This window comes from Phocaeicola coprocola DSM 17136 (genome assembly GCF_000154845.1).
In the GTDB taxonomy this organism is placed as follows: Bacteria; Bacteroidota; Bacteroidia; order Bacteroidales; family Bacteroidaceae; genus Phocaeicola; species Phocaeicola coprocola.
On sequence record NZ_DS981486.1, the window covers coordinates 57490 to 80142 of the forward strand.

Below are 22653 nucleotides of genomic sequence, written 5' to 3' on the forward strand. Positions count from 1 at the left end.
AAATTGGGTATGGAATATCTTTGCAGCCAAAATTGGCGACTTATGATTATTGAAACAGAACACCTTATCATCAGAGATTTTCAGGAGAAGGATGCCGTTGGTTTGCTGGAATACCTCTCCCATCCGCGTGTCAACTGCTTCGTGAGCGAACGCTTGTGCTCTGAAGAGTCTGCACTGGCTTATATATCCAATACTCCAAAGGAGTTGCTGCGCTATGCCGTGTGCCTGAAGGAAGACGATTTCATAATCGGTGATGTTTTTGCATTGCGTGAAGAAGCCGACACATTCAACGTGGGCTGGCATTTCAACCAACGCTTCGAGGGCAAGGGATTGGCGCATGAAGCGGCAACGGAATTTCTGGATTACCTTTTCCGTGAAGCAGGCGCACGTCGCATCTACGGCTTTGTGGAGGATGACAACCTGCGGTCGAAAAGATTGTGCGAACGTCTCGGAATGAGATATGAAGGATGCATGAAGGAATTCATATCGTTTGTGTGCCATCCCGATGGAACACCACGGTATGAGGACACCTGCATTTATGCGGTATTGAATAAGGAATGGAAAAACAATAAGAACAGATGATGAATAGAAGAACATGGATAGCCGGCATCACGGTAACAAGCCTGCTGGCTGCATTATTGACAGCCTGCAAACAAGAACAGAGGGAACAGGAAATGAGACAGACATTGCCCGTCATGGTGGTTTCTTCCCGGGCAGTTGAATTTCAAGAAAGTTATTCCGCCTCCATCCGTGGGCGGCAGGATGTGGACATAGTACCCCAAGTGTCGGGCCGTATCACCCGCCTGTGTGTGAAAGAAGGGGAGCAGGTTAAGACGGGACAAGTGCTTGCCGTCATCGACCAAGTGCCCTATCAGGCAGCCTTGCGCACCGCACAGGCAAACGTCAGCGCAGCACAGGCAAAAGTGGAAACGGCACGGATCGAGCTGCAAGGCAAGCAAGCCTTGTTTGATGAGAAAGTCATATCCGATTACGAACTCTCTCTTGCCCGCAACGGGCTGGCGGTAGCACTTGCCGAACTCGAACAGGCAAAGGCTCAGGAAACGGATGCCCGCAACAATCTCTCCTATACCGAGATAAAAAGTCCCAGCAACGGAGTGGTAGGCACGCTTCCTTTCCGCATCGGCGCACTTGTCAGTCCCGGCATGACGCAGCCCTTCACGGTAGTTTCCGACAATGCGGAAATGTACGCCTATTTCTCCGTCTCCGAAAACAAGCTGCGTCAGTTCAGGACACAATACGGTTCCATAGACAAGATGATTTCCCAAATGCCGGAAGTCGGCCTGCAACTGAATGACGGCACGTTCTACGGACGGAAGGGACGCATAGAGACTGTCAGTGGCGTGGTCAATGCCACCACCGGGGCGGTGCAAATCAAAGCCCGCTTCCCCAACCCCGACCGTGAGCTGCTGAGCGGCACCATCGGCAATATCGTCCTGCAAGGAGTGGATGCGGATGCCATCCTGCTGCCCAAGACCGCCACCGTGGAATTGCAGGACAAGATTATCGCCTACCGCCTCAGAAACGGAAAGGCCGAAGCAGCCTACCTGACCGTGGACCGTCTGAACGATGGTAACCACTTCGTGGTGAAGCAAGGTGTGTCCGTGGGCGACACCATCATCACCGAAGGGGTAGGACTTGTAAAGGAAGGAATGATTGTTACACCTAAAAACGTAACCCCATGAATCTACGATTTTTCATAGACCGCCCGGTATTCTCGGGCGTTATTTCCGTGGTGATTGTCTTGATGGGACTCATCGCCATCAAAGTGCTCCCGGTGGAGCAATATCCCGACATTGCACCGCCTACTGTCAACGTGTTCTGTACCTATCCCGGTGCGAATGCCGAAACCGTGCAGAAAGCGGTAATCGTCCCGCTTGAGGAAGCCATTAACGGAGTGGAGGACATGATCTACATGACCTCTACCGCATCCAACACGGGCGATGCTTCCATCAACATCTATTTCAAGCAGGGTGCCAACGCGGACATGGCGGCGGTGAACGTGCAGAACCGTGTGAATGGCGCGTTAAGCCAGCTTCCGGCGGAAGCCACCAAAAGCGGCGTCACGACAGAGAAACAGCAGAATGCCGAGCTGATGACTTTCGCGCTTTACTCACCCGACGACCGTTTCGACCAGACTTTCCTGAACAATTACATGAAAATCAATGTCGAGCCACGGGTGAAACGTATAGGCGGTGTCGGAAAGGCACAGCTGTTCGGCTCGAACTACAGTATGCGTTTGTGGCTCAAACCGGACAAGATGGCGGGGTACGGGCTTATCCCGGATGATATTTCGGCGGTATTGGCACGGCAGAACATTGAGGCCGCCACCGGTTCTTTCGGACAGAACTCCGACGGGGCAAACGAGTACACGATGAAATACCGGGGCAGGCTCTCGACTGCGGAAGAGTTCGGCGAACTGGTGGTCAAGTCCCTGCCCGGCGGCGATGTATTGCGATTGAAAGAGGTCGCGGATATAGAGCTGGGCGATGAGTATTACAATTATTCATCCGAAGTGAACGGACATCCGGCAGCCATGATGATGATAAACCAGAAATCCGGTTCGAACGCATCAAGCACCATCAATGAGATACACGAGGTACTCGATGACCTCAGCCGCGATTTGCCCGAAGGGGCAGAGTTTGTGGTGCTTACCGACACCAACAAGTTCCTGAATGCCTCCATCCATTCTGTCATCAGGACGCTTATCGAGGCGATACTTTTAGTCATCGTGGTGGTGTATGTGTTCTTACAGGACATCAAGTCCACGCTGATTCCCACGATTTCTATCTTCGTGTCCATCATCGGAACGTTTGCCGTAATGTCACTGATAGGCTTTTCCATCAACCTGCTTACGCTTTTCGCCCTTGTGCTTGCCATAGGCACGGTGGTGGACGATGCCATCGTGGTGGTGGAAGCCGTGCAGGCGAAGTTCGACGAGGGGTATCAGTCTCCGGTGCTTGCCGCCGATGATGCCATGAAGGGCGTGTCGTCGGCCATTCTGACCTCCACCCTTATTTTCATGGCGGTGTTCTTCCCTGTGGGCATGATGGGCGGTACTTCAGGGGCGTTCTATACGCAGTTCGGTATCACGATGGCGGTTGCCGTGGGCATTTCGGCCATCAATGCCTTCACCCTTTCTCCGGCATTGTGCGCCCTGCTGCTGAAGCCTTACATTGACGAGCACGGGAACACGAAGAACAACTTCGCGGCACGCTTCCGCAAGGCATTCAATGCGGTTTTTGACCGTTTGAGCCGTCGTTATGTGCGCGGTGTGCTATATGTCATTCATCGCAGGTGGCTGCTGTGGGGCACTATCGCGGTATCGTTCGGGCTGTTGGTGCTTTTTGTCAATACGACCAAGACCGGACTTATTCCTGAAGAAGATACAGGCACGGTCATGGTCAGCATGAACACGAAACCCGGTACATCCATGGCGCAGACCGGCAAAACCCTAAAACGTATAAACAGCCGTCTTGACAGTATCGCAGAGATTGAATACAACGGTACTGTGGCAGGCTTTTCTTTCAGTGGCTCGGGACCTTCGCAGGCCATGTCTTTTCTCACTCTCACGGATTGGGACGAGCGCAAAGGGGAAGGGCAGTCGGTGAACGATGTAATAGGCCGTATTTATGCCGCCACCGCCGATATTCCCGATGCCACCGTATTCGCCATGTCGCCCCCGATGATTGCCGGATATGGGATGGGCAACGGTTTTGAACTGTACTTGCAGGACAAAAACGCCGGAGACATAACCGCCTTCAGCCAAGTGACCGACCGGTTTGTGGAAGCGTTGTCGGGCAGACCGGAGATCGGTGAGGTCTATTCATCGTTCGCGGCTGATTATCCGCAATACTGGGTGGATATAGATGCTGCCAAATGCGAACAGTCCGGTGTGTCTCCTTCCGATGTCCTGTCAACACTCTCGGGATATTTTTCGGGAGAATATGTATCGAATTTCAACCGCTTCTCAAAACTGTACCATGTCACCATGCAGGCTCCTGCCGAATATCGCATGGACACCGAATCGTTGGACGGCATGTATGTCCGTACTTCCGACGGCTCCATGTCGCCGTTGAGCCATTTTGTCCGTCTTACCAAGACCAACGGTCCGTCGGACCTGACCCGCTTCAATATGTTCAATGCCATTTCCATCAGCGGGTCGCCGGCAACAGGATACAGTTCGGGACAGGTATTGAAGGCCATAAGGGAAACTGCCGACCACGTTCTCCCGTCAGGTTACACCTACGAGTTGGGAGGGTTGTCGCGCGAAGAAAGCAATACGACGAACAATGCCGTGTGGATATTCGTGCTGTGCATGGTCTTGATATACCTCATACTGTGTGCCCTCTATGAAAGCGTGTTCATCCCGTTTGCCGTGTTGCTGTCCGTGCCTTGCGGTTTGATGGGCAGCTTCCTGTTCGCGGGACTGTTCGGGCTGGAGAACAACATCTACATGCAGACCGGACTGATTATGATTATCGGGCTGCTTGCCAAGACAGCCATTCTGCTGACCGAATATGCCGGCAAGCGGCGGTCGGAAGGCATGACCCTCGCGCAGGCGGCATACAGTGCGGCAAAGGTTCGCCTGCGCCCCATCCTGATGACCGTATTGTCTATGGTGTTCGGACTCGTTCCGCTGATGATGGCTCATGGTGTGGGTGCCAACGGCAGCCGCTCGCTCGCCACGGGCGTAATCGGAGGTATGATAGTAGGTACGCTGGCACTGCTGTTCCTCGTACCGTCACTGTTCATCACATTTCAATATATTCAAGAACGGATTAAACGTAATTAAATGAAGAAGATCATCTTATTTACCATATCAACCTTGATGCTTACCGGCTGTGGCACATACAGCCGGTATCATCGGGCTGACATTCCGACAGAGAAGCTGTACCGGAATATCCCGGCTGGCATTGATACAACAACGCTTGCATCCATGTCATGGCGGGAGATGTTTACCGACCGTAAACTTCAGTTTTTGATTGAGACAGGACTCCGGCAGAATACCGACCTCAATGTGGCACGCCTGCGAGTGGAAGCGGCAGAAGCCGCCCTGATGACAGCCAGACTGTCGTACCTCCCTTCATTGGGAATCAGTGCGGAAGGCAGCGGAAACAAATATGACGGAGCTACGGCAAAGGCGTACAATGTGGGAGCGTCCGCAAGTTGGGAGCTTGAATTATTCGGCAAACTTACGGCAGCAAAGCGTGGTGCGGTTGCCGCATTGCAAGGAAGTCGTGACTACCGGCAGGCCGTACAGACACAGCTTGTCGCTACGATAGCGGACAGTTACTATACCCTCGCCCTGCTTGATGCGCAAAAGGTGATAAATCATCGGACTTTGGAAAACTGGCAGGCTACCGTGCGCACACTTGAAGCGTTGAAAAAGGTGGGCAAGGCGAATGATGCCGGTGTGTTGCAGGCAAGGGCAAACGTGATGCAGCTGGAATCATCGCAACTGGCTATATGCAAAAGTATCTCTGAGACAGAAAACGCCTTGTCGGCGATACTTGCCATGCCGTCGCACTCGATTGAGCGGAGCGATTTGGCAGAAGCGTCTTTCCCCGATACAATCTCTGTCGGAGTTCCTTTGCTGTTATTATCCAATCGTCCTGATGTTCGTCGGGCTGAAATGGAACTGGCTCAAGCGTTCTACGCCACCAATGTAGCCCGCTCGGCCTTCTACCCCAATATCACTCTTTCGGGTACATTGGGCTGGACCAACAATGGAGGCGGGGTAATCACCAATCCCGGACAGTGGCTGTTCAATGCAATCGCTTCGCTGACACAGCCGTTATTCAACCGTGGAACAAATATCGCTAATTTGAAAATTGCTCAAACCCGTCAGGAAGAAGCCAGATTGTTATACCAACAGTCATTACTGAACGCGGGGAAAGAGGTGAATGATGCCTTAACCGCATGGCAGACGGCAAAATCGCAATTTGAAATAAACACCCATCAGGTTGAAACCTTGCGTGAAGCTGTGCGAAAGACGGAACTGTTGATGCGCCATTCCGGTACCACCTATCTGGAAATATTAACTACCCAACAGTCACTCCTTGAAGCAGAGACAAACCGGTTGCAAACCAGCTTTGACCGCATACAGAGTATTATCAAACTTTATCATGCACTGGGAGGTGGAATATAAATTAGAATCGGGTATCGAAAATACCTTTTGACATTGATTACGGAATCAGAATTGCAATGGAAGTTATTAGTGGGACATGGAAAAGTTGTATCATTTTTGAGCTAAGCGATGGGGCTAAATGTCCGAGCAAATTACACAAATTGTTTCCTGAAGCCAATGCTCGTGTTATAAATCAGCAATTAAAGAAATTGGAAATGTATGGAATCATAGAGAAGAAAATATTTGCGGAACTTCCCCCACATTCCGAATACTCGATTACTCCGATAGGTGAAACCCTTTTGCCTATCATTGAGAAACTGGAAGAGTGGGGCAATTTCTTTCGTCCCAATATGGAAAAAATATTAGGAATGTCAGCAGACAAAATGTAATTCATTCCTTTGCTTATATATTACACAGTAATAAATTGCATAAATACATGAAAACAAGATATTTCGAGAAGACATTGAAACAGGTGAACGGCAGGTGCAAAGCTCCCGTGGCAGAGAAAACTGCCGGTTGTACAGGTATGTCGGAATAACCTTATCCCAATGAATATGGAAGCAAAGCTCTGGTTCATGGTTTTGTGCGGCCTTGCAGTCCTGCTGTCGTATCTTGCCGGTTTCTGGCGACGGAAGACTGCAGCTGCTGCGTTCGCAGCAGCACGCCGCTACCGCCAAAGAGCGCGACCGTTATTGCCGTCTGGCGGTACTGGCGGGCCATCGGGAAGCCTGCCTCATGTTCTGTTTCGCCCGTTCGGACTTTTTCGAGGACCATCAGCCGCTCAAGCCGTTCAAATCGCACGGAATAAAAGTCGCTTTCTATGGGTATTACTATCCTTCACGGTACGCCGACCTGATCGACGATGAACAGCGGGCGTTCTGCTGTTCCCTTTACCAGTTCAAAGAGGGCGAAAATCACGGTATCGAGTTTTTTAAGGCGTGCATGTCCCTCCTGAATTTGGACGATGCCCCTTACCACATCCTGTTTATGCCGTGCAGCGACGAGTTCAAGTATGCCCGGCGATTCAAACGGCTCGACTGGTACATCACAACCCACCGGCCGGACCTAAGTTCGGGCTTATATGATGTCGATGTGTTCGAGTCACGCGACAGCTTGCACGAGGCGAAAGGCGGCGAAAACCGTATCCTCGAAAGGAACTACCGTATCACGGGGAATATCGAAGGGAAACAGATTATCATCGTGGACGACGTGCTGACAAGCGGACAGAGTATGGCCGACTACAAGGAGGAGATAGAAAGGTGCGGCGGCAAGGTGGTGGCGGCCATCTTCTATGGAAAAACCGTTACCCGGCCGCCTCTGCTTCTGATAAAGGCGCACGTGTGGGGTGGCTGCATCGTGAACAAAATCAAGGAACTGACGAAATGAAAGAATGACTATTGTTGAAATTCGTTTGAACATCATCGGGAAAAAGCCTTATCCTTTTTATCAAGGGGTGGTAGAAAGGGGACTTGAACACTTGGAAACGGTTTTGGAACATTGGAAAAAGAATATATGACATGGAAATAAAACTTATTACTTCTAACAAGAAACAATTCTTGGATTTGCTGTTGTTGGCAGATGAACAAGAAAGCATGATAGACAAATATCTGGAACGAGGTGAGATGTTTGCCCTCTATGATGACGGTCTGAAGGCTATCTCTGTAGTGACGTGTGAAGGAGAGGGTATTTACGAAATAAAAAACATAGCCGTTTGTCCCTCCTCCCAACGCAAAGGATACGGAAAACGGCTGGTTGATTATCTCTTTGGATACTATCAGGGCAGATGTTCCGTCATGCTTGTCGGTACGGGAGATACGCCATCTACACTCTCTTTCTACGAACATTGCGGCTTTCGTATCTCACACCGACTGAAAAATTTCTTCACGGATAATTACGATCATCCGATTTATGAGGATGGAAAGCTGCTTACCGACATGGTGTACTTGCGGAAAGATTTCTCTTAATTCATATTTTGAATGGAATCTCATTTTTCACATCATTTATTATAAGTGATTTGTGATTATTGAATTATATCTCTATTTTTGGAAACGTAATTTTAATTTTCCCGAAAAACCAAGAATAATAGGGACAAGTATTTTTAGTCATTACATTAAAACATTATAATTTATGAAGAAAATCGTATTGACTTGTGTCCTCGTTTTTTCAGCCTGCTGTGTGACCCTGTTTGCACAAAAGGACAAAAAAGAAAAGGAAACAGTGAAAATAGAATGTTGTTGCGAGGACTGTACCTGCCGCAAGTGTAAATGCGATACGGACTGCTCGGAATGCAGAGGTTGTCGCAAGAATGAAGAATGCAGAAGTTGCGTAGATTGTGATCATGAAGGTCGTTGCTGCGATTATCATCGTCATCACAAGAAACACAGAAGAGGCGGATGTTGCGGAGGATGTTAAACAATCGCTGCCCCAAATTATAAAAAGTGAGGTTGTTCACTTCAAACCGGCACAACCTCACTTTTTATGCGCAAAGAGGCGATGTCTCCGTATGCGGTCATTCCAACCAATGGAATCTTGAACAAAGCCTCCCAAATTTTCAACTGGCAATCCGTTTCTTTCAAATGCCGTTTTATCTCTCCGGTCCTGCATGAAAATAAACAGGGCGTTCTGCCGTATGCCATCGCATTTTGTGTAGAATCGGGTGTGCTCAATCTCCAAGAGACTTTCTTAAAAACAAGTTTTATTACTTGTTTCCTTTTCTCACCCTATATCCTGTCCACAGACACCATACGCATCCTCCTCCCACGAGGAAGACAAACACGTAAGTAGCCACGCTGCCTATGAACACCCGTCCGCTGTGTACTTCCAAAGCGAAGTTCCAAAGCGACATGGGTTGTGTGGAGAGTTCGCCGGGCTGGACAAGTGCATCCGTTCCCTCGTAATATTCCACCACGCATTCCTTTCCCTTGAAATCCGCACTGTAACCCGAAACGGCAAACTTGCCGAAAGGAGGACCGGCTGTATCTTCGGCTTCTTCTCCCGTGAAGTAGTCCGTTACCCAGCCCTGCTGTCTGTCCCAAACGAACAGGCCGCTGAACGAACCGGCCAGCCAGTTCCCCTGCTTATCCTTTTGCCAGACATTCAGCCCCATGACACTGACCGGGGGAGCTTCCTCCACCTTCACGGGAACGGCATCCGGTGAAGCCAGCGAATAAAAACCTTCGGAAGTGGAGAGCAGCCAGTCACCGCACATATCGTCATAGCGCACCATGCGCAGCTTGTCGTGCCAAGGATTAGGGCTGTCTAAGGAAGTGCCGGGCAGAGCGGGTGTCTTAGTCAGAGCCAACGGTATCATGACGGGTGGACGGAGACACCAGCCCGTAACGGCCACCAAGAGGGTCAGTATGATAGTGGTGCGTCCCAGCTTGTCGTGCCACAGCAGGGAGAGGCGTGTCCATCGGGCTTCGCCTTCCGTGTGCCGCCCGTGGCGGTGGCGGCGGCGCATGTCCTTGGGCAGCAGCCAGTAGGCAAGCCCCGTGAGGCACAGGAGAACCAGCACAACAGCCACCGCATCCACAACCAGCTTGCCTGCCGTGCCGAACAACTCCCCGCTATGCAACATCCACACCGTGCGGAAAAGCGTCACCTTCGGCTCGTAACCGTCGGGAACTTTCACCTGTATTTTCCGAAATCCGGCGTGAGAAGACGTGGAGAGATAGAGGTACGAACGTCCGGCAACTACCAGCGTGTCGCCCCGGACGGTGATGTCCGAAAGACGTTCTCCCTCGTCCAAAGGCAGGGGGATTTCTATCCAAGCCGTTCCGTCGTGGCGGTACAGGCCGAACTGGCCGGCGGCATACAGCGTACCGTCGGGTGTTTGCACTATGCCTTTCATGCTACGGTAGTCCGCCCCTTGGGAAAGTCCTTCGTTGAAGTCCGCAAAAGCCGAGGCGGCAGTGTCCGTGCGCCATACCCCGGCTGCACCATAGGCCAGTATATGAGCCACGGAATCCTTGTCCGTATAGCGCAGCGTTCCCCTCAGCAGCCCGCCGTTCCATGCTTCGAAACGATAACCCGCAGGCAGCCACTTCCGGCTGACGTTGATGTCGGCCACCGCTTCACGATGATTCAGCACAATACCGCTCCAACAGAACATGAGCATGAAGAAGCAGAACAGCAACCCGAACCATTTATGATGTTTCCTCCAAGTTATCCGTTTCATGATTTATCTTTTATTGTCGTTTTACATCCGCAGTTTTCTTTCGTCTGTCACAAGCGAGATAAAGCCCGGTTACTGCAAACGAAACCAGAATCAACGCGATTTCCTGCACATGTCCTTGTGGATTTGCCCATAGCCCGTTCAGCAGGTGAATCCGGTCGAAGACCTCTACCGCGATCCAGAAGATAATTACGGTGGCGAAACCGAAACGCAGGCTCATGCCCCACGAAGCATAACGCAACAGCTTGGCGAACATGAACAGCGAACCGATGAAGCCCAGCATCCCGACAAGCAATGTCACCGGATGATGGTCACCAAAAAAACGCTCATCGTAGCAGAACATCAGCACCAAGTAGCACGTCCACAGCATGGTAATGACTTCCATAAAAGCGACAATGCTGGTATGGCGTGTCATGGGGCGTGCGGCGATTTCCTTCTTGTGCTTGCCGAAGAACAAGCGCTGCCACCAGTTCAGGAAATTGCAGCCGTTGGCAGTGCAGAACAGGTACAGCATCATCGTCATGGCCCAGAACCCGAATGTGGACGGAAGTATCAGGTATTCCGGCCGGCTGACAATCTCGCCCGTTACCGGGTCGAGCTGCGCCTGCGTGCCGAAACGGTTGGCATAGTACATAAACAGGAAGTCGATGGCGCCCATCCAGTAAAACATACCGCCGAACAAACCCAACAGCGTTTGTTTGACGTCGCCTTTTATGAATACACCGATAATGACCATCAGCAAACCGAACAGCCCCATTCCCATACCGGCATAGAACTGTTCCACCCCCGCCGTACCGTCTTTCAGCGCACGTGCCAGGATGTGTGTCAGCGGCATGGCAACCAATGTCACAGCGATGGAGACAAACGCTTTAAGCCAGTGCCTTTTTCTCTCTTTTGTTGCTGCCATATCCGGTTTTCTTTATTGGGAAACGGCATTCTTTTTCTTCGCACCCATATACCACAGGTAAACAGCCAGTACAAGGAACGCTGCCAGTATGATAATCATTTCCGTCTTATGCCCCATAGGGTCTACCCATATCTCGCTCAACAAATCCATACGGCCAAGGATCTCAATCGGTGTCCAGAACACGATAACGGTAGCGATTGCCATACGGATGTTGGCCCCCCACGCAGAAAGGCGCAACTGTTTGGCGAAGATAAAGAACGAGCCGATAAAGCATCCGACCCCCACCAACAGTGTCACCGGATGATTCTCGCCCAGGAATACATCATCGTAGCAGAACATCAGCAACAGGTAGGAAGTCCACAGCAACATCATCAGTTCCATGAATGTGACGATACTCGTGTGGCGCGTCATGGGGCGGGCGGCGATGTCGTTCTTCTTACCACGGAAGAGCAACCGTTGCCACCAGTTGATGAAGTTGCATCCGTTCTTTGTACTGAACAGGTACATTACCATAATCATCATCCAAAAACCGAACGAGGCGGGCAGTATGAGATATTCGGGACGGGTTACGATTTCACCCGTCACAGGGTCGAGTTCCGGCTGCGTGCCGAAACGGTTGGCAAAATACATGAAGAGAAATTCCACCCAGCCTGTCCAGAAGAGCAGACCGCCGAAGAATCCCCAGAGTGTTTGGCGCGTATCTCCTTTGGCGAATACGCCGACAATCACCATCGCCATACCTACCGCGCCCATGACAAAGGCCGAATAGTGCAGAACGGTCTCGCTCATCAGATGCTCCATGATAATCATCAGCCCGTGCCCCAAAGGCATGGTAAACAATACCATGAGGAAAGAAGCGATGGCTTTCCACCAATAGCGCCGTTTGGCGGCAGGAGGTGTTACATTTGTTGTTTCAGTGGTCGTTACGTTAGTCTTTTCCATATTCCATTAATTTACGTTTGATACGTTTCTTGTAGAATACTATAATAATTGCCGCAGCAACCAGCATGGCGGCGTGCAGCGTAATTGTAAACTCCCAAGTGGGAGCATTGGGGCTGTCCCCGTACTTGTCTGCCATGACGAAGTGGGCGACCGTTATCGCCGTCAGGAAGACGATAACTGTCGGCCATTTCACCCACCGCCGGTTGCAGAAGCGCATAAAGCGCACGAATTGTCCCATCATACTTTCCGTCATTTCAATTCGTCGCAATAGTAACTGATTCTCCCGCCTTCATCACCGATTTCCACGTTGGCATCGTACCAACTGATAATCTGTATCTTGAAGTACCTCTCTCCGTCGGCGGTACGCACCACATACGTGTGGAACGAAGGGGTGTATGTGGGGGGAGGCCCGGAGAAGCTCATGGCCTGCGACAGCAGCGGGTTGGCATTGGTCTCGGTCGTGGCAGGACCGTTGTTGGGGTCGAACCACGGGTTGGCATCGAAGTCCAGATTGTTTTCCACAAGGTAATGGTTCCAGTCGTTCTGCGACATGGTGACGCGCACGTCGTCCGTGTCAACGACCCATTCCAAGTCGGAAGGCAGTTGTGAAACGCTCGTCCAGTCATCGTAACCGCCATAGCCCAAGTCGGCGGCACCGCCCTGACCGATGCCGCTCGTACCCGAATTGGTACGCATGGTATAGCCGCAGAAAGCCAGATCCCAGTCCGTGCGGTTGATTTGTTCGCCTTCCTTGATGTCCTTGTTCACGGTGTAAGTGTTGAATGACTCTCCCGTGCGGAGGTTGAAGTATATCCAGTCGTTCGTCACCCCTGTGGAATAGCCCGACTTGCGGGGCAGCGTCTTGCCCGTAAAGGGCTGTATGTCGTCATAGTCCACGCAGGAGAACATCGTGAGACAGCCCAGCAGGAGGCTTACCGTTTTGAATAATCCCATACGTTTCATTGTCGTATATTTAATCATTTCTTTTTCCTTAAAGAGTTAATCACATCGTCCAGCATAAATTCCAACTGCACCCATCCGCGTGTTCCCGGCGTGGCGGGCACGTTGAACATCGTGATGCCCGAACCGAGGGTTTTCGGCACGTAGTTGAAGATGTTGTCCACACCGAGCGTCAGTTTTACCTTATTGTAGAAGGTCTGCGACACCGACAGGTTGCACAGCACGTATTGCGGCAGGTCGCAACGGAAGTAGGCGTCATAGCTCTTGTTGTCCTCTTCCACGAACACGCGGTCCTGCACGTCGAACTTCTTGCGTCCCATGTACGAGGCGCTGAACACGGCGTTCAACCGGTAGTTCTTCTTCGTGAACTTGTAGTCCAGACTGGCCGTGGCGGCATGGGGAGAGGTGGTGTTCACCTGTATGCCCTCGTTCTTGCTCACGTTCACGAAGCTGTACGTCCCGTTCAGCGTCAGGCAGTCCAGCACGTGCCAGCGCAGCAAGGCTTCCAGCCCCAGAAGGCGTTGCTTGCTCAAATTGGTGTACTCGAAGTTGTACTGCATGTCGTAGATGCGCCATACGCCCTCGATTTTATCACGGAAATAGTTGCCGTAGGCCGTACCGGACAGGAACAGGCGGTCGTTGCTGTACTCGGCTCCCAGCGAGAAATAATTGTTCTTTTCCGGTTGCATGTTCTCGTTTCCGCGGATCATGAACATGCCCAAATGGTCCCAGTTGAAGAAGAGTTCCTTGATACTCGGAGAACGGTATCCCATCGAATAGTTGGCGCGGATGCTCCACCGTTCGTTGGGCGAATACTTGGCGGCAATCTTGGGCATCCCCATGAAACCGAACGCCTTCGAGAAGTTGGTACGCAGTCCGGCAGATACCATCCACTTGGGGTTGATGGTCCACTCGTCCTGCAAGAAATACTCCGTTTCTTTCAAGGCGCGGGTTTTCAGATCGTGGTTGGCATTGCCGGAGAAACGGTCGGAGGTCAGTTCGTCCGACGTATGTTCCACACCGAAGATCAGGCTGTGCCCGTCGAAGTAGTTGCTCGTGATGGTCAGGCGCGGCTGCCAGATGCTACTCTCGTAGTCCTTGTTGCGCGTGTCGATGCGCTCGTGCCGCTTGAAGCGGTCGTAAAAGTCGGCATGAAGGCTACCCGTAACGCTGAACCAGTCCTTCACGTGGTAGGTCAGCTTGGCTCCCGCCGTCCAGTCACGCGCCTGGCTGAAAGTCATGTCCTGTATCAGGTCATACGTGTTCATGAAGAAGGTGCTCCCGTAAACCAAGACCGAGAGGTCATCGGTCGGGTCGTAATACAGTTTTTGGGAAACCGTGATATGCTCCTTGCCCTCGATGCCCATCGGCGGACGTGAGGACGAGTTGACCACGGTGATGTCGTGCGGAAGGAAGGGATTGGCCTCCTGCGTGTAGACCTTCTTGTCATTCTCCGCCTGATACATGTAGAACGCATCCGAGGAACTGTACCATGCGTCGGTCTGCGAGGTTACTTTCCCCGCCTTGAATCCGGCAGATACCCAGCCTTGCAGGTTGGGGCGGTCGGCATTCTTCTCGAACATATACAAAAAATCCTTCGGTTGCGGATTCTTGTAATTGCGCTCGTTCATCTGTCCGTAGCGCACACCTGCGTCGATGGAAAGCGGTTTGGTCGTTTTCTTCGTGATAAGGTTGATTACCGCACCGGCGGCACGCGAGCCGTACAGCGTACTGCTGGCTCCTTTTACAATCTCGATACGGTCGATGGCGTGCAGGTTGAAACGCTCGTAGTCGAGATTCCCGGCCATGTCGCCCGTCATGCGCTCGCCGTCCATCAGGAACAGCACGTGGCGGGCGTCGAGCCCCTGCATGGAGATTTCGTTTCCGAAGCCCACCTTCTGGATATTCAGACCGGGAGTTTCCTGCTGCAATGCCTGTTGCAGGTTGCTGTATCCGGCTTCGACCAACTGCTTGCCGCCCAAGACTTGCGTCGTAACGGGCGACATCTTGATGGGTCGCGCTGTACGCGAACCGGTGACGACTACCTCGTTCAGTCCCAAATGATCCTCTTCCAGATAGACGGTCTTCTCGGTTTCGGTCGCTTCTATCTTTCCTGTTGCCGGAACAAAACCGACATAGGATATTTTGTAATAATACGTTTTCTTGGAGGGGATTTTCAGTTCCGCCAGCCCGTCCACATTCGTGACGCTCCCCTGCAGGTTTTGCAACGCTTCGTTATCGGCATAGACCACAGTGGCCGCGATGACCGGCTGTTCCGTCCCTTTCTCCAGAACTTTGAGCTTTACTTTACGTTGTGCCTGGGCATTCATACATGCCAGTAAGACACAAAATAAGATGGCTGTTATTCTTTTCATCTGTCTATCATCAAAACATGTTATTCTACACAAAAAAGAGGGAAAGCCGTGTGTCTTACGGTCTTTCCTTCTTTCCTGCAATCGAAAGGTCAAGCCTTGCCCTGTTCTTTCTTGGCTTCTTCCAAGTCTTTTTCGTACTGGGCAAATTCTTCTTCAAAGCGGTCGATACGGCTCTTGTCGATTTCTTGCAGGAAGGTTTCGGTGCGCACGTTCATCATGTTGTAGTCCACGATGAACTCCACTTGCTTGGTGTCCACGTTCAGGAAACCATCTACACGGGCGCCGCTCCCTTCCTGGTTGTCCGCAGCGTCATCGCCGCTCGTGGTGACATTTCCGTCCGTTCCCACGAACTTCACCCAACCGCTGCCGGGGTATTCATCCTTTTCCCAACTGTTGAGTTGCATAAACTTCGTTGCACAGCGGAAGGTGATGGCGAAGGGCATGGCGCCCACGGTGAAGTCGCTCAGGTCGAGCACCATCGTGCCGTCTTCCCGCCAAGAAAAGTTGAATTTGGTGGGGCAACCGCTTTCCAACAGCGTCTTGTCCACACCGCTCATTGTAGCACGGGTTGAGAGCACGAGGTCTCCTACAAGGATTTCCTTCGCCTTATCAATATATTCCTGTGCAGGTGGCTCATTGGTAAGTGAATCGTCACTTTCACACGAACTTAATCCGATTACTGTTGCCATAAGAAGGCTGAATAAAAAGTATAACTTTTTCATTTTGCTTATATAATTTACTTGTTTTGTAATCCATAATTGTTTCCTGTTCATTACCCTTGCCTGCGTGTATTCCGCAAAGGGTATGTAAAGTCATGGTTTTTACATGATTAAAGGCAGGCTTTTTCCGATGGCAAAGTCTGTCTTTGATGTGTACCGCATGTAGGCTTCAGAAGCGGTTCAGGCGGTTTGGATAATTTTGTTTCCTCGCCGTCGGTTGCATACCGGAAGTGTTTTTAGCGGCATAGCAGCCTTGCTGACAGGATAATGGTGTCTTCCCCATTGGGTGAGGTGAATATATTGTGATAATTTTTTCTTAGTAACACACAAAAAAAGAGCTAAGAGAAAGCCGTTTGACAGCTTTCTCCTTACTCTTTCTGAATTTAATTTCGTTGCTTGACAAAATAATGACGAATTATTTTGTTCCAACAAAGTGTACGGATGCAGGGAAATCTGCACCTAAGAACTTACCGGATACTGCCAGAGTAAACTCGATAGTGTTGCCTGTAACTTTGGCATCAGTCAAAGAATCTAACTTCAATGTTACTAAATCCATGCCTAAAATGGTCAAAGTTCCTGCTTTATCACCTTTGAAAGCTGTAATTTCACCGGTTTCTTCATCTACTTCTACTTCCAACTCGATAGTGATATTCCCCGGCATACTTCCGATCTGCGGAAAATCGCAACTCAAAATACCATTTTCAAGAGTATAAGATGCAGCACGTGGCTCATAATCTTCTCCTCTCATTTTGATTTGATCCATTGTACCGTTATAAGTACCTTCGTAATCGCTGATTGCCAATACGGTACTTACACCATCTACATCCATCACTGTGGCAGCGTCAGCAGACTGTGCCATTCCGAAACTTGCTGCAACAAGGGCAGCTCCTAAGAAAAATTTTCGCATCGTTTTTATAATTAAAGTTTAATAAAAAAATAATTACACTTTATTTTTGTTTGTTCAATAAAGTCCTCCAACGGCATCCTTTGTTTTTATCATACGATAAAGAAGAAGTATAACCTAACCTTCTGACCGTATCGTCTGGGTCAATGTCTGTATAATTTGCTTTCAGGAATGCTTGGGTTGATTCTCTATAGAAAGTGTTCTCTGAACAAGCGAAATAAGTACCGGCATATCCATCTTCACTATAGAAAATGGTCAGTTCCGGATAAACCAGATTAAAGTCTTTATTCAAATCACCTATACTGAGTTCTGCTACCATCTTGACATTCGACATGTCAAATGTTTCCAATGCGTCCAAGCATTCAATATCAATTCTGTAGGCTTTCAATTCATTTTTTTCGGGCAATTTGATTTCTTTCAGTATAGGACATCCCAGAACCATCAGACTACTGCCATACGTACCATTGCCTTCCGTTTCTTTATCTCCTTGACCCCAAATAGTGGAATAACTCAAATCTAACTTCTGCAATGCCGGGTTATTTTGGACCCAAGCACTTCGCAAATCTGTAGCATTGGATAAGTCGATATCTTCCACTTCTATATTTTGCAGGATGACTTGGGTTATGAATTTCCCTACTTTTATATTGGGCATAGAAGCTATACTTTCTTCTCCGGCAGAATAAAGGCTGATTTTAGCACCTTCCCAATAAGGATTCTCCACCAGAAACTGAATACCCTCAAAGTTGGTAACATTATCAGCAGGAGCAACAAGCAGTTCCTTTGTTTTCTGGTCGAGTCCCAAATGTTTGCTAAGGTCTATTTGGTCGCCGTTAAACAGATCGGCAAAATTTGTCTGCAAATAAGTGAGCAGGTTTGCGTCGGGCACGTCGCGCAGGGTGGTATAAGTTTGCAGATTGCCGTCGACATCAGTCATCTTCATATCAATGGTGCCGGCGGTGATGGCTTCCTTGTTTTGGCGGTAGAAACGCACGAGATCTTCGATATTCTCTTTAGCGGTTTCCGGAAGGTAAAGTTTGGTAATTTCGTGCAGGTTAGTCACAGTTTCATCACCGTTTTCTTCCACTACGACACTCACAAGATTATCATAGTCGTAGATTTCATTACCCGTCAGGTCTATTCCGGTGATTTGTTCCGGCAATTTGGCAAAGTCGAACGCCGGGCCGTAACCATTGTCCGACAGATCCACATCAGTCAAGTTAGGGAACATGGAAAGTTCTGCCAGTGCGTCTGTGGAAATCTGCGTTCCGGAGAGGTCAAGCGTCGTCGTATTGTTAGCCAAATCATCAAGCAACAGATTGCCGTCCTCGTTGAATGTGTAGCCTCTTTGAACAAGAATGGTTTTCAATTCGGTATTCTGCACGGCACCCGTGCTGTATGAGAGGGTGTTGTCGTCATCGCTGCACGATGCCCCTATCAGCAGCATTGCGAATGCCATCAAACCGACATGCAAATTGTTTCTTTTCATCTTTCTGTGATTTTATTATTTCGTTATTATCCTTAATTCCGCAACATAATTGATAATTATTTTTATAAGTTCCTGAGCAACATTTTGTTGCCCAGGTTTTTGCCATGTCAGCGTTTTCACTTACCTTAGTGTTGCGAATCCAAAGACAAAGAAAACCGCAACAGGCATGGCAAAGGTAGCAATAAAATCCGAAAGACTCACTCCTTTTGGAGGCATATTTCCAATCATGGAGCAATTTACCTCCCTTCTCTCCTCTACAATTGACTCAACACTTGGGTTGAGATGCAAACTCTATGGTTATCAATACAGCGAAATCATCCGCTCCCTCCTATGCGTTTACTTCTGCGGCGGTTCTTGCGTTGAGGATGTCACCGCCCACTTAATGAGTCATCTTTCCCTTCACCCCACACTCCGCACCTGTAGCGCCGACACCATCCTTAGGGCAATAAACGAACTGACCCGGGAAAACATCTCATACACGTCTGATGCCGGAAAGTCCTATGATTTCAATACGGCAGACACACTCAACACATTGCTCCTGAATTGCCTGTTGTCCACAGGGCAGTTGAAAGAGGGCGGGGAGTATGACGTTGACTTTGACCACCAGTTCATTGAGGCGGAGAAGTACGATGCAAAGCCCACGTACAAGAAATTTCTTGGTTACAGGTCCGGTGTGGCCGTTATCGGCGACATGATTGTCGGCATAGAGAACAGCGACGGCAACACCAATGTACGCTTTCACCAGAAGGACACGCTAAAGAGGATTTTGGAGAGACTTGAAGAGAAGAAGCTGACAGTCAAACGCTTCAGGGCCGACTGCGGCTCATGCTCTGAAGACATTGTGGATGAGGTCAGGAAGCATTGCAGGACATTCTACATACGCGCCAACCGCTGCTGCTCGCTCTATGATGACATCTTCGCGCTCAGAGGGTGGAAGAAGGAAGAGATAAACGGCATCGTGTTTGAGTTGAACTCCATTCTCGTTGAGAAGTGGAAGGGCAAACCGTATCGCCTGGTAATCCAGAGACAGAGACGCATGGGCAGTGGACCGGACCTGTGGGAGGGGGAATATACATACCGCTGCATCCTGACCAACGATTACGAATCATCCATGAGGGACATCGTGGAGTTCTATAACATGCGCGGTGGCAAGGAACGCGTCTTTGATGACATGAACAATGGGTTTGGATGGGACAGACTGCCTAAATCCTTCATGGCGGAAAATACCGTGTTCCTGCTCCTGACGGCACTGATACGCAATTTCTACAAGGCCATCATGCAAAGGATTGAAGTGAAGAAGTTCGGGCTCAAGGAAACCAGCCGTATCAAGACGTTTGTCTTCAAATTCATTTCAGTACCTGCCAAGTGGATTAAGACCGCAAGGCAATGTGTGCTGAATATCTACACCGACAACCATGCATATGCAGAAGCCTTCAAAACTTCTTCCGGATGATTTACATCACTTGATGGCCACTGATTGCGTATTGCCTCAAGTCGCTTTATGGGGTAAGGGGATGGTATGCGCATTGAAACGGACGCGAGGACTTAATGGTTATCTTACGAATCAAAAGTCCATTTCTCTTTATGTAGGTAGCACTTCGGGAATGGAGTTGCGGATTTAAGGATTATTATTTCGGGGTGCAAAATTATAACGAGTTTACTCAGAGCACAATACCTAAAAATTGGTATATAATTAGAAGCAAATCACCACTCATTAACTAAAAAAATATAAACTTCGCTCCTGCTTTATAATTGTTTGTTAAAACGGTACTTGAAGGAGAGCATGAACCAACTACCTATCTGCTGCGTGTGTCTCTCCGACAATCCGGAGGAAGAGACGCTGCGGGTAAAGTTCTTTTTCTGGCTAAGGATGTCCGCCCAGTAGAATGACAGTTCCGCCTTCTTCTGTTTGAGGAAACGCCAAGAAAGGGAGGCGTTCCACACTACCTGGTCATCTTCGCCGGGGGTGATGTTCGTCCCGTTGCGGAAAGAATAATCGACATCGCTCCGCAACTGAATGCCGCCGGGCAGGTCGGCGTAGGCGTTCACCCCCAAGCGGTAGTCGCGGGTGTAATCGCCGGTTTCGCGCAAAAGGTTGGTGGAGTGGCGGAAACGCCAGTCACCCGTCAGGTCGAAACCTCCCCATTGGGGCTGGTAGCCAAAACGCAGGTTGGCATTCAGTGTCGTGTTGTGGGTCGTACTGCGCTCCGGCATCTCCTGCTGTCCCTCGTTGATAAGGCTTACGTTCTGGCTGAACGAAGCGCCGGTACGTGCGGTAACGGAAAATCGGCGTTTGATGCGCTTCTGGTATCGCACGGTGGCTCTTGCGTTCCAATTCCCGTTCACATTCACGGGATAGCTTTCTATACCGCCTGTTTGGGTATTGTACGTCACAGCCCGTGTCACACTGTTCACCGTGTTCGCCCAAGTCATGTCTCCGTTCAAACCTATCTTCGTGTCTCGTGCTTCTAAGCGCACCCTTTGGTTGTACGAAGGGCGCAGGCTGGGATTTCCCCGTGTAATGTTCAGCGGATCGCTGTTGTCGGTCAGTGTCAGCAGTTCGGTCAGTCCCGGCTGTTTCGTGTCTCCCTCGTAACTTAGTTGCACCCGTGTTTTCTTTTTGTGCCACAAGACGGTAACAGCCGGGTAGTAGTTCACGGAGGTTCTCAGCGTGTCGGCTTGCATCCGCCCGGTCTTCTGGTCGAGACTCTGCCGTTCGGGAACGACGGACAGGCCAGCGTTGATTTCCCAAGTTCTGTCCGTATAGTTAAGGTGGAGGGCCACTTCATGCGCTGTCGTGTGGCTTCGGCTTCTGTTGCTCAGGCTGTCGGTATAGGCTGCCTCGTAGCCTTCCGGCAGGGTGTACAAGGGTTCATCGTCCGTACCGTCGAAAAAGCGGGACAGGTCGTAGGTATTGCGGTCGTTGTTTTGGTTTTCCCGTCTGAATTTATACGAAAGTTGTGCCCGCAGGCTCTTGTGTAGTGGCTGTGTCAGTATCAGTCCCAAGCTGAATTTGCGGTTTCTGTTTGGGCTGTCATAATATTGATTACGGTAGAGGACGGAATCGTTACCCCACTCATCCTGCAATTGGTAATAGGTGGTGGAGGACACGGAAAACGCCTCGTTCTTTCCTCTCCCCTCCGAGTATTGCATGGTTAGCCCCAAACTGCTGCCTTTCTCGTTCAGCCGTCGGGTGAGGTCGGCGTTCAGGAAATACTGCCGGTTGGCGCTTGTTGAACGGGAGTTCATGCGGATGCCATTCACCCGGATATCGTTTTCCGTTTGGCCGTTTTCTTCCCCATTGAACGGTGCTGTGATATCCAATTCTGGATTTTCATTGTAGGTCGCCTGCCGGCTGTCACTCCCGTTTGTCCCTTTCATCGCACTAAAGCTGCCTGAAAGGTTCAGCAAGGTCATCTTATCGATATTCCATTTCATGCTTAGCATGGTGCTTGCCATGCGGTTGGTGTTGTGGCGGTCGCTGGTCGCATAGCGGTAGCGGTTCCCCGTTTTCAGGTATTGCTCGTAGTAAGATGTCCCCTCGTTCCCATTGATAGCATTGCTGTACATGACATTCCCGTTAAGGTGTATCTTCTTTCCGAACTTTTTCAGGAAGTTCACCGCTACATTGTCTTGGCGGTTGTCTTTGTTTGCGGATGTCATGTTGCGGTTGCCGCTTTTGGCGATTACCGACAGGTTTTCCCCGCCGGTTTTGAAGAAATTGCTGATTAGTTCCGCTTCTTTTTTCTTGTTGTTACCCTTGCCTGCGGCTACGGAAGTCATCAGTGTACCGTTGAACTCCTTCTTGGTTTGCAGGTCGAGCACATAGTTTTCTTCCCCTGTTTTTATCCCCATGAATTTCTCCATTTCGCTACGCTTGTCATACACTTTTATCCTGCTTACCAAATCGGCGGGCAGATTTTCCAAAGCCAGCGCATGGTTTCCTGCAAAGAACGCTTCCCCGTTAACATTGATTTCCGCAATGGGAAGCCCATTATAAACCAAGGTTTTGTTTGCGAATCCACCACAGTGCGAGAC

Annotated in this window: 18 protein-coding genes and 1 pseudogene; 9 read left to right on the forward strand and 10 right to left on the reverse strand. The window is 50.1% G+C overall.

Annotation, left to right across the window (positions count from 1 at the left end):
* Positions 1-42 precede the first annotated feature (42 nt).
* From BACCOP_RS11825 to BACCOP_RS20700, 8 genes and pseudogenes are all read left to right on the forward strand, one after another.
* On the forward strand, positions 43-582 hold the full coding sequence (locus BACCOP_RS11825) for a GNAT family N-acetyltransferase (RefSeq protein ID WP_171059046.1): 540 nt from the start codon (positions 43-45) through the stop codon (positions 580-582).
* Positions 579-1703, forward strand: coding sequence for an efflux RND transporter periplasmic adaptor subunit (locus tag BACCOP_RS11830; protein WP_007569358.1), 1125 nt, complete (start codon positions 579-581; stop codon positions 1701-1703). Before BACCOP_RS11825 ends, BACCOP_RS11830 begins: the two co-directional genes overlap by 4 nt.
* Positions 1700-4813 (forward strand): efflux RND transporter permease subunit, encoded by a 3114-nt coding sequence (locus tag BACCOP_RS11835; protein WP_007569360.1) that lies wholly within the window; start codon positions 1700-1702, stop codon positions 4811-4813. The genes BACCOP_RS11830 and BACCOP_RS11835 overlap by 4 nt, the downstream gene beginning before the upstream one ends.
* The gene (locus BACCOP_RS11840) at positions 4814-6169 is read left to right on the forward strand and encodes an efflux transporter outer membrane subunit (RefSeq protein ID WP_007569361.1); all 1356 of its coding nucleotides are present in this window, start codon (positions 4814-4816) and stop codon (positions 6167-6169) included.
* 56 nt (positions 6170-6225) lie between these two features.
* A complete protein-coding gene (locus BACCOP_RS11845; protein WP_007569362.1) occupies positions 6226-6537 on the forward strand; it encodes a winged helix-turn-helix transcriptional regulator in 312 nt (103 codons plus the stop codon).
* Positions 6538-6702: 165 nt separating this feature from the next.
* Positions 6703-7534: pseudogene (locus BACCOP_RS11850) on the forward strand (phosphoribosyltransferase family protein).
* A gap of 131 nt (positions 7535-7665) precedes the next feature.
* Positions 7666-8112 (forward strand): GNAT family N-acetyltransferase, encoded by a 447-nt coding sequence (locus tag BACCOP_RS11855; protein WP_007569366.1) that lies wholly within the window; start codon positions 7666-7668, stop codon positions 8110-8112.
* 163 nt (positions 8113-8275) lie between these two features.
* Positions 8276-8560 (forward strand): hypothetical protein, encoded by a 285-nt coding sequence (locus BACCOP_RS20700; RefSeq protein WP_164932424.1) that lies wholly within the window; start codon positions 8276-8278, stop codon positions 8558-8560.
* Positions 8561-8846: 286 nt separating this feature from the next.
* On the opposite strand, the gene BACCOP_RS11865 is transcribed toward BACCOP_RS20700, so the two are convergent.
* The 9 genes from BACCOP_RS11865 to BACCOP_RS11905 all read right to left on the reverse strand — a co-directional run bounded on the left by BACCOP_RS11865 (position 8847) and on the right by BACCOP_RS11905 (position 18615).
* A complete protein-coding gene (locus tag BACCOP_RS11865) occupies positions 8847-10325 on the reverse strand; it encodes a PepSY domain-containing protein (protein WP_007569370.1) in 1479 nt (492 codons plus the stop codon).
* Between the two features lie 10 nt (positions 10326-10335).
* Complete coding sequence (locus BACCOP_RS11870) at positions 10336-11229, reverse strand: hypothetical protein (protein WP_007569372.1); 894 nt, start codon at positions 11227-11229, stop codon at positions 10336-10338.
* 12 nt (positions 11230-11241) lie between these two features.
* Positions 11242-12171, reverse strand: a complete 930-nt coding sequence (locus BACCOP_RS11875; RefSeq protein WP_007569373.1) for a hypothetical protein — start codon at positions 12169-12171, stop codon at positions 11242-11244.
* The gene (locus BACCOP_RS11880) at positions 12158-12412 is read right to left on the reverse strand and encodes a hypothetical protein (RefSeq protein WP_225719307.1); all 255 of its coding nucleotides are present in this window, start codon (positions 12410-12412) and stop codon (positions 12158-12160) included. The genes BACCOP_RS11875 and BACCOP_RS11880 overlap by 14 nt, the downstream gene beginning before the upstream one ends.
* An 8-nt stretch (positions 12413-12420) precedes the next feature.
* A complete protein-coding gene (locus BACCOP_RS11885; RefSeq protein WP_008655044.1) occupies positions 12421-13134 on the reverse strand; it encodes an HmuY family protein in 714 nt (237 codons plus the stop codon).
* A gap of 14 nt (positions 13135-13148) precedes the next feature.
* Positions 13149-15506, reverse strand: a complete 2358-nt coding sequence (locus BACCOP_RS11890) for a TonB-dependent receptor (protein WP_008655042.1) — start codon at positions 15504-15506, stop codon at positions 13149-13151.
* Between the two features lie 89 nt (positions 15507-15595).
* The gene (locus BACCOP_RS11895; protein ID WP_044301994.1) at positions 15596-16228 is read right to left on the reverse strand and encodes a DUF4903 family protein; all 633 of its coding nucleotides are present in this window, start codon (positions 16226-16228) and stop codon (positions 15596-15598) included.
* Between the two features lie 412 nt (positions 16229-16640).
* A complete protein-coding gene (locus BACCOP_RS11900; RefSeq protein WP_007569380.1) occupies positions 16641-17132 on the reverse strand; it encodes a hypothetical protein in 492 nt (163 codons plus the stop codon).
* Positions 17133-17172: 40 nt separating this feature from the next.
* Positions 17173-18615, reverse strand: coding sequence for a hypothetical protein (locus tag BACCOP_RS11905; protein WP_007569382.1), 1443 nt, complete (start codon positions 18613-18615; stop codon positions 17173-17175).
* A 166-nt stretch (positions 18616-18781) separates the two neighbouring features.
* Here BACCOP_RS11905 and BACCOP_RS11910 point away from each other — a divergent pair, with 166 nt between their 5' ends.
* Entirely contained in the window at positions 18782-20068 is a 1287-nt protein-coding gene (locus BACCOP_RS11910; RefSeq protein WP_007567149.1) for an IS1380-like element IS615 family transposase, read from the forward strand.
* 293 nt (positions 20069-20361) lie between these two features.
* Here the strand turns inward: BACCOP_RS11910 and BACCOP_RS11915 are convergent.
* Positions 20362-22653 (reverse strand): outer membrane beta-barrel protein (locus BACCOP_RS11915; protein WP_007569383.1); only part of this gene is annotated, 2292 nt, incomplete at its 5' end.